Genomic DNA, 13509 nt, shown 5'->3' on the forward strand with positions numbered 1-13509 from the left:
GCAGCCTACTTCGCCCGCGGCCCCCCGTTCAGGCGCTGCGCCGCTCGCCGCCGCCCACCGCCTGCTCGAACGCGGGCAGCTCCGCCCACACCGTCACCTGACCTGGCGCGTGCCGCACCCCCCAGTCCTTCGCCAGCTTGCCGACGATGCTCAGCCCCCGGCCGCCGTGCGCCGACACCGACGGGCTGGCCGGCACCGGCCGGGTGGTCGCCCCGCCGTCCGTCACCTCCAGGGTCAGCAGACCGTCCCCGCGCATCCGCCAACTCACCAGCACCGTACCGATCTCCGCGTCCTCATCGGGGCGCGGGCGGCGGCCGGCGGAACTGTCGGCCGCGGCCGGATCATCGGCCGGCAGCGGTCTGGCATGACGACAGGAATTGCTGAGCAGTTCGGAGAGGATCAACACCGCGTCGTCAATCACCGCATCCGGTATCGAGCGATCACCGAGATCGCTGCGCAGCCTCCGCCGCGCGGTCGAGACACTGGCCGGACCGTGCGGAACGGCCATGGCCGATGAGGTCGACCCGGCCTGAACTGGCACAGCGCGCGCCACCATCAACGCCACCCCCGGACCTCCTTCAGCTTCTGCCGAGGGATGGATGCCCGCCGTTAATGCCTCGGAAACGGGCGTTCGACGATCCGATCGCGGTATTAACGAGATCCGCACGGCAGCCGGGCAAAAGGTGAGGTGCGTCTCACCTTCTGTCGCGTCCGGCGGGTTGTCCGAAAGGCCAACGGGAAATACCCCGTTCGGTATTTCCCGTCATGTCAATGGCCGCACGTGCGGAGTCCCGGCGGCTGCGCCTCAGCGGCCCAACTGGGCCAGGACGTCGGCCGGTCGGTTGGTGATCAGCGCCTCCACGCCCAGTTCCAGGCAGAGTTCGACGTCCTCGGGGCGGTCCACCGTCCACACGTGCACCCGGTGGCCGGCCCGGCGCAGCGCCCGGATCCGGTCCGGGTCGCGGCGCACCAGCGAGATGCCCGGGCCGGCGATCGACGCGCCGCCCGGCAGCGCCTCGATCCGGCCCAGTATCGGCACCGGGCGCTCCCACAGGTACACCAGGGGCAGCGTCGGGGCGGCCTTGCGGACCCGGTGCAGGGCCAGCTCCGAGAAGCTCATCACCCGCACCGTCGACTCCTCCGGCGTGGCCGGCAGCAGGCCGAACCGGTCCAGCATCCGCAGCAGTTCGGACTCCACCCGGCCCGCGTACCGCACCGGGTGCTTGGTCTCGATGGCCAGCTCGACCCGGCGCCCGGAGTCCGCGACCAGCTCCAGCAGCCGCTCCAGGGTCAGCACCGAGCTGCGCTGCGGCCGCTCCGGGTGCTTCCAGGAGCCGAAGTCCAGCTCGGACAGCTGGGCCAGCGTCATCGTCGACACCACGCCCTGCCCGTTCGAGGTGCGGCGCACCGTGCGGTCGTGGACGCACACCAACTGCCCGTCGGCGGTGACCCGGACGTCGCACTCAAGCCCGTCCGCGCCCTCCTCCAGCGCCCGCCGGTACGCCTCCTCGGTGTGCTCCGGGAGGGCCGCGGAGGACCCGCGGTGGGCGATCACCTTGACTGCCGAGCGGTCGATCGGCCCGGGGAGCGGAGCCGAGCTGCTGTGCTGGATGTTCACGTCAACCACCCTACGCGGCACCGGACGGCGGGTTGCTTCCGGCACGGCAACGCTCCGGTGAACAGCTCCGGGTTGACGCCGGGTCAGGCCCGTGGCGCTCGGGTCGGGTCCGTGGCGCTCGGGTCGGGCCCGGCGGTGCTCCGCGGCGCGGGTCAGGCCCGGCGGCGTTCCACGGTCGCCACCGCGCCGGTCGCCAGCGCCGCCACCAGGAACGAGAACAGCGAGGCCGAGCTCCACGCCTGCGGGGTGAAGTGCACCGCTTCCTGGGCCTTCGCCCACAGGTCGGTCCACCAGCCGGCCACCGCGGTCGGCGCCAGGAACTGGTAGACCGCGAAGCCCAGCGCCCACGGCAGCAGCATCACCCAGCGGGCGGGGGCGTCCTGGGTCAGGTTCCAGCCGCGCCGGCCCGCGCCGAGGAAGTAGTCCACCGCGAGCACCGCGAACAGCGGCACGAACACCGACCCGATCAGGCCGAGGAACGCGTAGTACGACTCGGTGAACTCCTTGATCTGCAGCGCCAGCACCGTCACCAGCACGCCGATGCCGCCGGTCAGCACCCGCCGGTCCACCTTCGGCCACAGGTTGTGGATCGACATCGCGGTCGAGTACACGTTCGCGAACGACTGGTCGGACTCGCGCAGCACCAGCACCAGCAGGAACGCCCAGCCCGCGGCCACGCCGGTGAACGAGTCGAGGATCTTGTCCGGGTCGCCGCCGGACTGCAGCAGCGCCACCACGCCCAGCACGTAGCACCACACCTGGGCGACCGTGTAGCCGGAGAACGTCCCCCAGAACGCGCTCGCCGAGGTGCGCGCGTGCCGGGTGTAGTCGGCGGCCAGCGGGACGAACGAGATCGACACCGCGATCACCGCGTCCGTCGCCGACAGGAAACCGTCCCAGTTGCCCGCGCCCGGGTCCGGGAACCCCTGCCGGGCGAACTGCACCGTGAAGTAGACCATCGCCACGCCGACCGCGACGGCCACGTACTTGCGCAGCACCGCGATCGCGCCCAGCGGCCAGATCGTCAGCACCGTCGTCAGCACGCCCGCCAGCAGCACGAACAGCCAGCGCCAGCCCTCGGTGCCGGCCACCGTCTGGGCGCCCCAGGCGATCACCGTCAGCTCGTACACGCCCCAGCCGACGCACTGCAGGATGTTCAGCACCGTCGGGACGTACGACAGCCTGGTGCCGAACAGGCCGCGCAGCACCGCCATCGCCGGGGCGCCCGTGCGCGCGCCCACCAGCGCCGCCACCGCCAGCATCGCGGTGCCGATCGCGGTGCCCGCGACGATCGCCGTCACCGCCGCGGTGAAGCCGAGTTCGTGGCCCTGCTTGCCCAGCACCGTCGCGGCGCTGGTGAAGCCGATCAGGCTCACCCCGAGGTTCGCCCACAGCGCGAACAGCGCCCGGAAGTCCAGGGTGCGCGGCGGCGCCGTGTCGAGGGTCAGCGGGGCCTCGGCCCGCGCGGCCGTCTCAAGATCGGAAATTGGGGCAGACGGAACAGCCGTCATGGCCGATACTCCCTACGCCGGCATTACCCGGACAGGTTCCGGCGGTCTGCGCCCCCTCGACCCGGGCGGCGTCCCCGCCATGCCCTACGGTCGTTCCGGCGCACTCTCAGCCTGGCTGGTCCAAGCTCCCGCGACTCTCTTCGGTTTACAGGAGCGACAGGCTAGCCTCCGAGCTGGGGAACGCCAAGGCCGGGGGGAACGGCGTCCGCATCGCGGGACCACTGATGTCCATGTCAGCGAGGCCTAAGGCTTCTCATGATTTCTTCAGGGGCCCGCTTACGGTGTCCGAATCCGGCATAGGAAAAACTGTGCCCCGAGGCTGTGGCCGCGCCGACCGCGCGACGACCACCGCCCAAGGTTCTGTCAGCGATGGAGGTCGTCCGTGAGCACCGAGCACGCGAGTGGTACCACCCCGCCGGAGAAGGCCCCCGAAGGCCCCGGCACCGAGGCGGCTGCCGCCACCTCCGGGACGCCCGCGTCCGCTCCCGCCTACCTCGCCGCGCCGCCGCCGGTGCTGCCGGCGGCACCGGCCGCCCCGGCCCCGGCTCCTGCCGCCGCGGCTCCGGCTCTGGCGGCTCCGCCGGTGAGCGACGGGACCATGCAGCTGGGGAAGGTCCCGGCGCCGCCGGCCGCCGCCCCGGTTCCGGCGGACCAGCCGGCGTCGTTCCAGAACCCGTACGGCAGCGTCGCCGCTCCCGCCCCGGTTCCTGCGGACACCCCGCCGCCGTTCCAGAACCCGTACGGCAACGTCGCCGAGCAGGCCTCGCCCTACGCGCCGACCGCCACCGTCCCGACCGTGCCGACGCTCGCCCAGAACGGGCCGCCCGCGCCCGGCGTCCCCGGCGTCCCCGGCGACTCCTCGCAGCACCCGTTCGGGGCCGGTCACCCGGTCGGCGGCTGGGGCCACCCGTCCGGCGGACCGGGCGGTGTCGGCGGGCCGGGTGAACCGGGCTCGCCGTGGGGCGGCCCGCAGTCCGCCCCGGGCGGCGGCTCCGGCAAGGGCAAGCGCGGCGGCCTGGTCGCGCTGGTCGCGGCGGTCGCCCTGGTGGCCGGCCTGGCCGGCGGCGCGATCGGCGCGTCCGTCTCCGGCAAGGACTCCGGCCACAGCGCCGGCGCCAGCCGCAACAGCACCACCGTCACCGTCGGCAACACCCACCAGAACCTCGACCGGGCGCCCGAGTCGGTCGCCGGGATCGCCGCCAAGGCGCTGCCGTCCACCGTCACCATCAAGGCCTCGGGCTCCAGCGAGTCCGGCACCGGCACCGGATTCGTCTTCGACACCGAGGGCCACATCCTGACCAACAACCACGTGGTCGCGCCGGCCGCCAAGGGCGGCAAGCTCAGCGTCAAGTTCTCCGACGGCTCCTCCTACAGCGCCTCCGTGGTCGGCCACGCCGACGGCTACGACGTCGCGGTCATCCGCCTCGACAACCCGCCCAAGGACAAGCTCGTCCCGCTGCCGCTCGGCGACTCCGACAAGGTCGCCATCGGCGACGCCACCATCGCCATCGGCGCGCCCTACGGCCTCGAAGGCACCGTCACCACCGGCATCATCTCCGCCAAGGACCGCCCCGTCGCCTCCGGCGACGAGACCGGCGCCCAGGCCTCGTACATGAACGCCCTGCAGACCGACGCCTCCATCAACCCCGGCAACTCCGGCGGCCCGCTGCTCGACGGCTCCGGCTCGGTCATCGGCATCAACTCGGCGATCCAGTCCAACACCAGCGGCTCCGGCCGGGCCGGCTCCATCGGCCTCGGCTTCGCCATCCCGATCAACCAGGCCAAGTGGGTCGCCCAGACCCTGATCAAGGACGGCACCCCCGTCTACGCGATCCTCGGCGTCCTCCGCAACGACGACTACCGCGGCGACGGCGCCCAGATCGCCACCGCCCCCGTCCGCGACACCCCCGCCGTCACTCCCGGCGGCCCCGCCGACCAGGCCGGCCTCAAGGCCGGCGACGTCATCACCAAGCTCGGCGGCATCTCCATCGACAGCGGCCCCACCCTCGTCAGCGAGATCTGGACCCACAAGCCCGGCGAAAAGGTCGAGGTCGAATACACCCGCGACGGCAAGGCCGCCAAGACCACCGTCACCCTCGGCGAACGCAAGGGCGACAACTGACCCACCCCACCAACACGGTGTGCACCGACCCCGCCCCAACCCGTTAGGCTGGCCTCCGCCAAGGAGGGTTGCCCGAGCGGCCTAAGGGACCAGTCTTGAAAACTGTCGTGGCCTCGCGCCACCGTGGGTTCAAATCCCACACCCTCCGCACCTGAGAACGGCCCCCGACCCACACCCGGCCGGGGGCCGTTGCTCTGCCCGGTCTGCACCGGTCCTTCACCGCTCCCTTGAAACCTTTGTGCCCGTACGACACCATGGGCCACCTTCCACCGTTTCCAACTCACTGGAACAGCAGGTGAAGAGACGAACTGTCATGGATGAGAGCGACGGACACTGCGCATGATCGGTGAGGTCCCTGGCGTCGAGGTCGGTCAGGAGTTCAGAACACGCCGCGAGGCACATGAAGCGGGTGTACATCGTCCACCGCAGGCTGGCATCTGTGGGACCAAGCGGGACGGTGCCGAGTCGATCGTGGTCTCCGGTGGTTACAAGGACGATCAGGACCATGGCGATGTCATCGTCTACACCGGCCACGGCGGGCAGGACGGGGCGAAGAACCAGATCAGCGACCAGAGCCTGGACGATCCCGGCAACGCGGCACTGGTCACCAGCTATCTCGAAGGTCAACTCGTCCGGGTGATCCGCGGCGCCCACCGCAACTCGCAGTACGCGCCACGCAGTGGGTACCGCTACGACGGCCTCTACCGGGTGACGAGCTACGGCAGCACGGTGGGCGCGGACGGACACCGGATCTGGCAGTTCCGCCTGGAGGCCGATCAGCGGGGAGATATCCCCGAACATTCGGCGCAGGAAGCGCAGTTGCCGTTGCAGGGCCTGTTGGTTGAGGCGCCGATCGGAGTGGCCTCGCCCGCTCGGGTACGGCGGGAGATCCAGCGGACCGTCCGGAACAGCAGGGTGATTCGACAGGTCAAGTCCTGGCACGGGGGCGTCTGCCAGCTGTGCGGCCTGGCGGTGGTGCTTCCTGGTGGCGTGTACAGCGAAGGCGCTCACATTCAGGCGCTTGGAGACCCGTACAACGGGCCGGACACCACAGACAACGTGCTCTGTCTTTGCCCAACGTGCCATGTGATGTTCGACGGTGGCGCGATAGTCCTCACGGACGAGTTGGACATCGTCAGGCACGGTGCAAAGGTAGGGACCTTGCGGACCCACCCGCAGCACGTCATCGACCTTGCCCGGGTGCGTAGCCACCGCGAACGCTGGCGCGGCTGAATCGCTTCGTCCCTGGAAACCGGGCCGGTGCGCTGACGCACCGGCCCGGTGGGTTCAGAGGCCGATGCTCGGCGTGGTGTGGTAGCCCTTACCCTCCGGCCAGATCACGACGCAGTCCTGGCTGCCAGCCAGGTCGAGCAGATCGGCGCGGGGCTCGCTCGGGACCAGAATGGCCTTGGTGGGGTTCGGCAAGTACCGGGAATAGTCGGCGAGCTGACCGATGGCCATCCGGATGTGCTCCCGGGTGACGCTTCCCTTGGCCTCGACAAGCAGGTTCAGAGGCCCCACATACACATCCGTGTAGAGCGGGCGGGTCTCGCCGGCGGGCAGGATCTGGTGGCGCTCCGCGTGGAGGTTCCTGGCGCGCAGGTAGTCGGCCAGCGCAGCGACCAGCTTGGATTCCTTCCGTTCGGCTTCGTACGCTTCGCGGTTGGGCTCGACGAACATCTTCTCCGTCAGGTGCTGTTCCAGCGGAAGGCTCTGGACGGGGTTGGAGTTGTCGGTGGCTTCGAGCAACCGCCCGAGGCGTGTCGTCGGGTCCTGAGGCTGGGCGTCGACCGGGCGAAGCCGAAAGACGATGACCTTCCGAACCGGACCGCCGTTCGTCTCGGGAGCGTCCGCCTCGTAGTACGGCTGCTCGGCAGCTATTTCGAACTTGCCGATGTAGGTGACCAGCCCACGGGCACCCTGGAACACCCGTAGGGCCCGGCCTTCGGCCTTGTGGTGGAGGATGCTGGCGTTGCCGGAGATCATCCGCTGGTCGCCGTACTGGCCTTCACCGCTGTAGTGGAAGTACCCGTCGTGCATCCAGCCGTCGTAGTAGCCGTGCTTCTCGCCTGCGATCGGGTCGGTGAAGACCATGACGTTCGGGGTCTTCGCGGACGGCCCGATGCCTCCCTGCGTACGTCCGCCGAAGGTGGCGTGGAGCTGCTTGCGTTCGATGCTGTCGCCCGGCTTGAGGTGCCAGGGGGTGTGCTGAGGCTCGGTCATGTCTGCTCCAACATGAGGATAGCCAGCACCAGTTGCCGGCAGATCCGAGCATACAAACTGACCATCAGAATCGGATAGCGATTTTCGGCATCCAATCTGCCTGTTGGTGGCGCTGGTTGAGTCAGAACAGCGTCGGCGGCCCGTCCTGGGCGGGTAGGCCGGGGAGTGTGTCCTGCCACAGGGTGGCGTCGGTGAGGGGGAGTTGACGCATGCTGCCGTCGCAGAGGACGAGCGAGCGGCGGTCGCGTTTGTGGTCGTGGATGACGCCGTAGCCGGTGCGGCGGGTGGGCATCAGGGCGACCGGGCGGCCGCAGGCGGGGCACTGGACACGGGGTGCGCGCATGCGCACCAGAGTGCCCGAGCGGACCGACAACGCGACAGTGGGGGCGGAGGCCGCTTGCCCGGGCATGGGTGGGGGAGGAGAGTGCGGGCGGGACGAGTGGAGGTTGTCGTGGGTGAGTTGGTCGAGCGGTTGCGGGCGGGCCTGCCGGACGGCGCCGTCGCGGTGGATCCGGACGTCACGGGCTCGTACGCGCGGGACATGGCGGGGTTCTGCGAGGCGGGGGCGCCGGCGGTGCTGGTGTTCCCGGAGACGGTCGAGCAGGTGCAGTTCGTGATGCGGACGGCGACGGAGCTGCGGGCGCCGGTGGTGCCGCAGGGCGCGCGGACGGGGTTGTCCGGCGGTGCGAACGCCGTCGACGGCTGCATCCTGCTCTCGCTGACCCGGATGAACCGGATCCTGCTGGTGGACCCGGTCGACCGGATCGCGATCGTGCAGCCGGGCGTGGTGAACGCCGAGCTGTCCCGGGCGGCCGAGGCCCGGCAGCTGGCGTACCCGCCGGACCCGTCGAGCTGGGAGTCCTGCACGATCGGCGGCAACATCGGCACCGGCGCGGGCGGCCTGTGCTGCGTGAAGTACGGCGTGACCAGCGAGTACGTGCTCGGCCTGGACGTGGTGCTGGCCGACGGCCGACTGCTGCGGACGGGTCGGCGCACCGCCAAGGGCGTCGCGGGCTACGACCTGACGCGGCTGCTGGTCGGTTCCGAGGGCACCCTCGGCGTGGTGGTCGAGGCGGTGCTGGCGCTGCGGCCCGCGCCGGGCCCGCAGTTGGTGCTGGCGGCCGAGTTCGACTCGGTGGACGCCGCGGGGCGGGCGGTGTGCGACGTGATGGCCGCCGGGTTCACGCCGTCGTTGATGGAGCTGATGGACGCCACCACCGTCCGCGCGGTCAACGAGATGACGCAGATGGGGCTGCCGGAGTCGACCCGGGCGCTGTTGCTGGTGGCCTTCGACGGGCCGGACCAGCAGGAGCGGCTGGCCGCGGTCGGCGAGCTGTGCACGGCGGCCGGGGCCACCGGCGTGGTGCCGGCCGAGGACCGGGCGGAGTCCGAACTGCTGCTCCAGGCGCGGCGGTCGGCGCTGCCCGCGCTGGAGCGGATGGGCACCACGATGATCGACGATGTGGCGGTGCCGCGCAGTGCGCTGGCCGCGATGCTGAACGGTGTCGCCGAGATCGCCGAGCGGCACCGGCTGACCATCGGCGTGGTCGCGCACGCCGGTGACGGCAATACCCACCCGGTGGTGATCTTCGACGCCCGGGACCCGGAGCAGGCGGAGCGGGCCCGGGCCTCCTTCGACGAGATCATGGCGCTCGGCCTGGAGCTGGGCGGCACCGTGACGGGCGAGCACGGCATCGGACTGCTGAAGCGCGAGTGGCTGGCCCGGGAGCTCGGCCCGGTCGGGTTGGAGCTGCAGCGGCAGATCAAGGCGGTCTTCGATCCGCTGGGCCTGCTCAACCCGGGAAAGATGATCTGAGGATCATTCCGAATGGGGGTCGGATTTCCACCCCATAAGCCCCCGCTAAGCCTCCGCCCGAAAATCGACATTCGACGGTCACCGCACCGCGGCGGGGCGTGGACGCCTCGTTCACACGCCCGAAGGGTGGTGCGACGCGCCGGAAATCACGCGTCCGCAGGCCCGCCCGGACGGGGCTCGCGGCTGCCTGCAGTGGCAGAAAAGGCCAGCTCAGGGCCGCTCAGGGGGCCCGGCTCGGGCCCCACTCCGGTGGTCGCCCGGGGCCTTTTGCTCACGCGAACGGGGGAAAAGGTTCAGCGGTGCTGGTGTTTTGTCGATTTGTTGCGGAAATCTATTCCTCGGCGGCCACCAGCAGCACGCCAGCAGCATGTCGGCAGCACGGAGGAATCTATGACGCACTACTGACCTTCCGGCGGAACGTGCGGTCGGACCGGCGGGGGCGCCGGACCGGCCGGAGCATGGACCGCCGGAGCACCCGGGAGTGGAAAGGGTCACCCGCCTCGGGGCGCACGGTCGAGCAGAAAACCCCTCGGGGGCGCGGCAGCCGCACAGCGGCACCGCGCCCCCGAGGGGTGTCGGACGGCGGGTCTACCGCCGGGCGGTGAGCGTGGCCCCGACGCTGGCGGCGACCACGCAGAAGATGCCGAACAGCTGCGGCAGCCCCAGCACCTGGCCGAGCACCAGCAGGCCGACCAGCGCGCTGACCGCCGGGTCCAGGCTGACGATCACGCTGAACACCCGCTGGGACATCCGGCGCAGCGCGACCATCTCCAGCGCGTACGGCAGCACCGGGAAGAGCAGCGCGACACCCGCGATCGCGAGCAGCAGCAGGGCGGGGGAGGAGGAGCCGGCCAGGCCGTGCACCGCCTCGGCGGCGCCGAACGGGGCGAGCACCACCATGCCGACGGTGAACGAGACCGCCAGGCCCTCGAAGCCGCGGAAAGCGGCGCCGACCTTGTCGGTGAACAGGATGTAGCCGGCGTAGCAGGCGGCCGCCCCGAAGGCACAGGCCAGGCCGACCGGGTCCAGGTGGGCGCCGGACTCGCCGTGGCCGAACAGGGTGAGCAGCACCACGCCGCCGGCGGCGAGCATCGCCCACAGCACGTGTCCGGCGCGCCGGGCGAAGACCAGGGCGACGGCGAGCGGGCCGAGGAACTCGATGGTGGCGGCGGTGCCCATCGGCAGCCGGTCGACGGCTGCGGCGAACAGCAGAGTCATGCCGGCGGACGCGACGCCGAGCAGTCCGGCCATCGCCAGGTCGCGCGGGCTGCGGCCGCGCAGCCGGGGGCGGGTGAAGGCGAGCAGCACGACGGCGGCGAAGGAGATCCGCAGGAAGGTGGCGCCGGCCACTCCGAGCACCCCGAACAGCGGCTTGGACGCGGCCACGCCGAGCTGCACCGCCACCATCGAGACCACGCACAGCACCGGTGCCGGGATGCCGCCCAGCCGTCGTCGTATGCCACTTGCCCGGGCCTGACCGGAACCAGCCGTGACCTTGGAAACAGAGGCAATGGCCGGGAGCTCGGTGGTGCTTTCGACGGTGAGGGAGGTGCCTGACATGGGATCGAGTTTGACGTAAGGAGTGCTATTGGTCAAAGACGGTTACCGGCGGATGGCGGGCGGGTGGCCGCGGAGCCACGGCGGGGGCCGGGCGGGGGCCGGGCGGGGGCCGGGCGGGCGGTCCGGCGGCCCGGTCGGCGGGTAGGGGATCAGGTGAAATCCGGCGCGGAGGACGGCGGCCGACGGCTCGGTCTCATCTCGGTTGCGGCTACTGACATTGCGGGTGTGCCGAGTAAACAATCGAGGACATCGCCTACTACCTGCGGGTAATAAATCCGCCGGCCGGTCAAGGAGGACCCTGGTGTACAGCACGATGCAGGACGTTCCACTCACCGTCGCCCGGATCCTGCAGCACGGGTCCACCATCCACGGCCGCTCGACGGTCACCACCTGGACCGAGAACGGCCCGGTCGTGCGCACCTTCGCCGAGATCGGCGCCCGCGCCGCGCAGCTCGCGCACGCGCTCCGCGAGGAGTTCCGGGTCGTCGACGGCGAGGCCGTCGGGACGCTGATGTGGAACAACACGGAGCACCAGGAGGCGTACCTGGCGATACCGTCCATGGGCGCGGTGCTGCACACCCTGAACCTGCGGCTGCCCGCCCAGCAGCTGGCGTACATCGTCCGGCACGCCGCGGACCGGGTGGTGATCGTCAACGGCTCGGTGCTGCCGCTGCTCGCCGCCGTCCTGCCGCAGCTCGGCGACGTGGTCCGGCACGTGGTGGTGGCCGGCCCGTACGACCCGGCGCAGCTGGCGGGCTTCGAGGGGACGGTGCACGACTACGAGGCGCTGATCGCCGGCCGCCCGACCGACTACCCGTGGCAGACCGACATCGACGAGAAGCAGGCCGCCGCGCTCTGCTACACCTCGGGCACCACCGGCGACCCCAAGGGCGTGGTGTACAGCCACCGGTCGATCTACCTGCACTCGATGCAGATCATCGCCGCCGACAGCTTCGGCCTGACCGCCCGCGACACCGTGCTGCCGGTGGTGCCGATGTTCCACGTGAACGCCTGGGGCATCCCGCACGCGGCGTTCATGACCGGCGCGAGCCTGCTGATGCCGGACCGCTTCCTGCAGCCCAAGCCGCTGGCCGAGATGATCGACCAGGTGAAGCCGACCTTCGGCGCCGCCGTCCCGACCATCTGGACCGGCCTGCTGGACGAGCTGGACGCCGGCGACTACGACACCTCCACCCTGAAGACCGTGGTGATCGGCGGGTCGGCCTGTCCGCCCGCACTGATGAGGTCCTTCGAGGAGCGGCACGGGATCCGGGTCATCCACGCCTGGGGCATGACCGAGACCTCCCCGCTGGGCACCGTCGCCCACCCGCCGGCCGGCGTCACCGGCGAGGACGAGTGGGCCTACCGGGTCACCCAGGGCGTCTTCCCCGCCTCCGTGGAGGCCCGGCTGATCGGCCCCGGCGGCGAGCCGATGCCGCACGACGGCGTCGCCGAGGGCGAGCTGGAGGTGCGTGGCCCGTGGATCGCCGGGGCGTACTTCGGCGGCGTGGACGGCGAGGCGGTCCGGCCCGAGGACAAGTTCAGCCCGGACGGCTGGCTGCGCACCGGCGACGTCGGCACCATCACCGCCAACGGCTACCTGACCCTCACCGACCGGGCCAAGGACGTGATCAAGTCCGGTGGGGAGTGGATCAGTTCGCAGGCCCTGGAGAACCACCTGATGGCCCACCCGGAGGTGGCCGAGGCCGCCGTGGTGGCCGTCCCGGACGAGAAGTGGGGCGAGCGCCCGCTGGCCACCGTGGTGCTGCGGCCCGGCGCCACCGTCGGCCTGCCCGAGCTGCGGGCCTTCCTGGCCGAGCGGGTCGCCTCCTGGCAGCTGCCGGAGCGCTGGTCGCTGATCGAGGCGGTGCCGAAGACCTCGGTGGGCAAGTTCGACAAGAAGGTGATCCGCGCCGACTACGCCGCCGACCGGCTGGACGTGAAGGTGATCGGCAAGGGGTGACCCCGGACGGCCCCTCCCCGGGGCGCTCCGAGAAGCCTGGCACAATACCCCTGGGGGGTATATCGTTCAGGCCGACCGGAACGCACCGGACCAGGAGGGGCCGACCATGGAGCACACCGAGCATCCGGGCCACGAGGGGCACCAGGGCCACCAGCACCACGAGCACCGCTCCGGGCACCAGGACCAGCACGTACAGCACAGCGGCCACAGCGAGCACGCGCACGCCGGCCACCACGCCCACGGCGGCGGCAGCAGCTGGCGCACCGCCGCGCAGGCGACGCTGCACTGCCTCACCGGCTGCGCCATCGGCGAGATCCTCGGCCAGGTGATCGGCGTCGGCTTCGGCCTGCACAACGGCGCGACCGTGGCGCTGTCGATCGCCCTGGCGTTCGTCTTCGGCTACGCGCTGACCGCCCGCGGCGTGCTGAAGGCCGGCCTGAGCGTCCGTGAGGCGGCGAAGGTCGCACTGGCCGCCGACACCGTGTCGATCCTCGTCATGGAGCTGATCGACAACGGCGTGATGGTCGCCGTCCCGGGCGCGATGAACGCCGGACTGGGGCAGCTGCTGTTCTGGGTGTCACTGGCCGCCTCGCTGGTGCTGGCGTTCGTCGTCACCGTGCCGGTCAACCGCTGGCTGATCGGTCGTGGACTCGGCCACGCCGTCGTGCACGCCTACCACTGACCGCACGGAACAGG

11 protein-coding genes and 1 tRNA gene are annotated in these 13509 nt (G+C 71.1%); 6 read left to right on the top strand and 6 right to left on the bottom strand.

The window, feature by feature from the left end; genetic code table 11:
- Positions 1-28 precede the first annotated feature (28 nt).
- From AMK19_RS00990 to AMK19_RS01000, 3 genes are all read right to left on the bottom strand, one after another.
- Positions 29-556 (bottom strand): ATP-binding protein, encoded by a 528-nt coding sequence (locus tag AMK19_RS00990; RefSeq protein ID WP_198953171.1) that lies wholly within the window; start codon positions 554-556, stop codon positions 29-31.
- 249 nt (positions 557-805) lie between these two features.
- Complete coding sequence (locus AMK19_RS00995; protein ID WP_241844224.1) at positions 806-1612, bottom strand: glycerophosphodiester phosphodiesterase; 807 nt, start codon at positions 1610-1612, stop codon at positions 806-808.
- Positions 1613-1770: 158 nt separating this feature from the next.
- Complete coding sequence (locus AMK19_RS01000) at positions 1771-3129, bottom strand: purine-cytosine permease family protein (RefSeq protein WP_073807267.1); 1359 nt, start codon at positions 3127-3129, stop codon at positions 1771-1773.
- 382 nt (positions 3130-3511) lie between these two features.
- Between AMK19_RS01000 and AMK19_RS01005 the strand changes: the two genes are divergently transcribed.
- The 3 genes from AMK19_RS01005 (at position 3512) to AMK19_RS01015 (ending at position 6484) form a co-directional block, all read left to right on the top strand.
- A complete protein-coding gene (locus tag AMK19_RS01005; RefSeq protein ID WP_073807268.1) occupies positions 3512-5251 on the top strand; it encodes a S1C family serine protease in 1740 nt (579 codons plus the stop codon).
- A gap of 62 nt (positions 5252-5313) precedes the next feature.
- Positions 5314-5399 (top strand) — tRNA-Ser (locus AMK19_RS01010).
- A gap of 191 nt (positions 5400-5590) precedes the next feature.
- On the top strand, positions 5591-6484 hold the full coding sequence (locus AMK19_RS01015) for a YDG/SRA domain-containing protein (RefSeq protein WP_073807270.1): 894 nt from the start codon (positions 5591-5593) through the stop codon (positions 6482-6484).
- Between the two features lie 54 nt (positions 6485-6538).
- Here AMK19_RS01015 and AMK19_RS01020 read toward each other — a convergent pair whose 3' ends face one another.
- Positions 6539-7474 carry a restriction endonuclease gene (locus tag AMK19_RS01020; RefSeq protein WP_073807271.1) on the bottom strand — a complete coding sequence of 312 codons (936 nt, stop codon included), beginning with the start codon at positions 7472-7474 and terminating at the stop codon, positions 6539-6541.
- Between the two features lie 121 nt (positions 7475-7595).
- Positions 7596-7817, bottom strand: a complete 222-nt coding sequence (locus AMK19_RS01025; protein WP_073807273.1) for a hypothetical protein — start codon at positions 7815-7817, stop codon at positions 7596-7598.
- A 108-nt stretch (positions 7818-7925) separates the two neighbouring features.
- Here AMK19_RS01025 and AMK19_RS01030 point away from each other — a divergent pair, with 108 nt between their 5' ends.
- Positions 7926-9290, top strand: a complete 1365-nt coding sequence (locus AMK19_RS01030; protein WP_073807274.1) for an FAD-binding oxidoreductase — start codon at positions 7926-7928, stop codon at positions 9288-9290.
- 588 nt (positions 9291-9878) lie between these two features.
- Here the strand turns inward: AMK19_RS01030 and AMK19_RS01035 are convergent.
- Positions 9879-10850 carry an EamA family transporter gene (locus AMK19_RS01035; protein ID WP_083646420.1) on the bottom strand — a complete coding sequence of 324 codons (972 nt, stop codon included), beginning with the start codon at positions 10848-10850 and terminating at the stop codon, positions 9879-9881.
- A 301-nt stretch (positions 10851-11151) separates the two neighbouring features.
- Between AMK19_RS01035 and AMK19_RS01040 the strand changes: the two genes are divergently transcribed.
- Positions 11152-12813: a long-chain fatty acid--CoA ligase gene (locus AMK19_RS01040; protein ID WP_073807276.1), complete on the top strand. Its 1662-nt coding sequence runs from the start codon at positions 11152-11154 to the stop codon at positions 12811-12813.
- A gap of 106 nt (positions 12814-12919) precedes the next feature.
- Positions 12920-13495 (top strand): DUF4396 domain-containing protein, encoded by a 576-nt coding sequence (locus AMK19_RS01045; protein ID WP_073807277.1) that lies wholly within the window; start codon positions 12920-12922, stop codon positions 13493-13495.
- The last annotated feature ends 14 nt before the right edge of the window (positions 13496-13509 follow it).

The sequence above is a fragment of the Kitasatospora sp. CB01950 genome, assembly GCF_001905465.1.
Classification (GTDB): domain Bacteria; phylum Actinomycetota; class Actinomycetes; order Streptomycetales; family Streptomycetaceae; genus Kitasatospora.

Coding starts and splice junctions, on each gene's coding strand:
- AMK19_RS00990 (WP_198953171.1), bottom strand. CDS start 556: ATGGTGGCGCGCGCTGTGCCAGTTCAGGCCGGGTCGACCTCATCGGCC.
- AMK19_RS01000 (WP_073807267.1), bottom strand. CDS start 3,129: ATGACGGCTGTTCCGTCTGCCCCAATTTCCGATCTTGAGACGGCCGCG.
- AMK19_RS01015 (WP_073807270.1), top strand. CDS start 5,591: ATGATCGGTGAGGTCCCTGGCGTCGAGGTCGGTCAGGAGTTCAGAACA.
- AMK19_RS01020 (WP_073807271.1), bottom strand. CDS start 7,474: ATGACCGAGCCTCAGCACACCCCCTGGCACCTCAAGCCGGGCGACAGC.
- AMK19_RS01025 (WP_073807273.1), bottom strand. CDS start 7,817: ATGCGCGCACCCCGTGTCCAGTGCCCCGCCTGCGGCCGCCCGGTCGCC.
- AMK19_RS01035 (WP_083646420.1), bottom strand. CDS start 10,850: ATGTCAGGCACCTCCCTCACCGTCGAAAGCACCACCGAGCTCCCGGCC.
- AMK19_RS01045 (WP_073807277.1), top strand. CDS start 12,920: ATGGAGCACACCGAGCATCCGGGCCACGAGGGGCACCAGGGCCACCAG.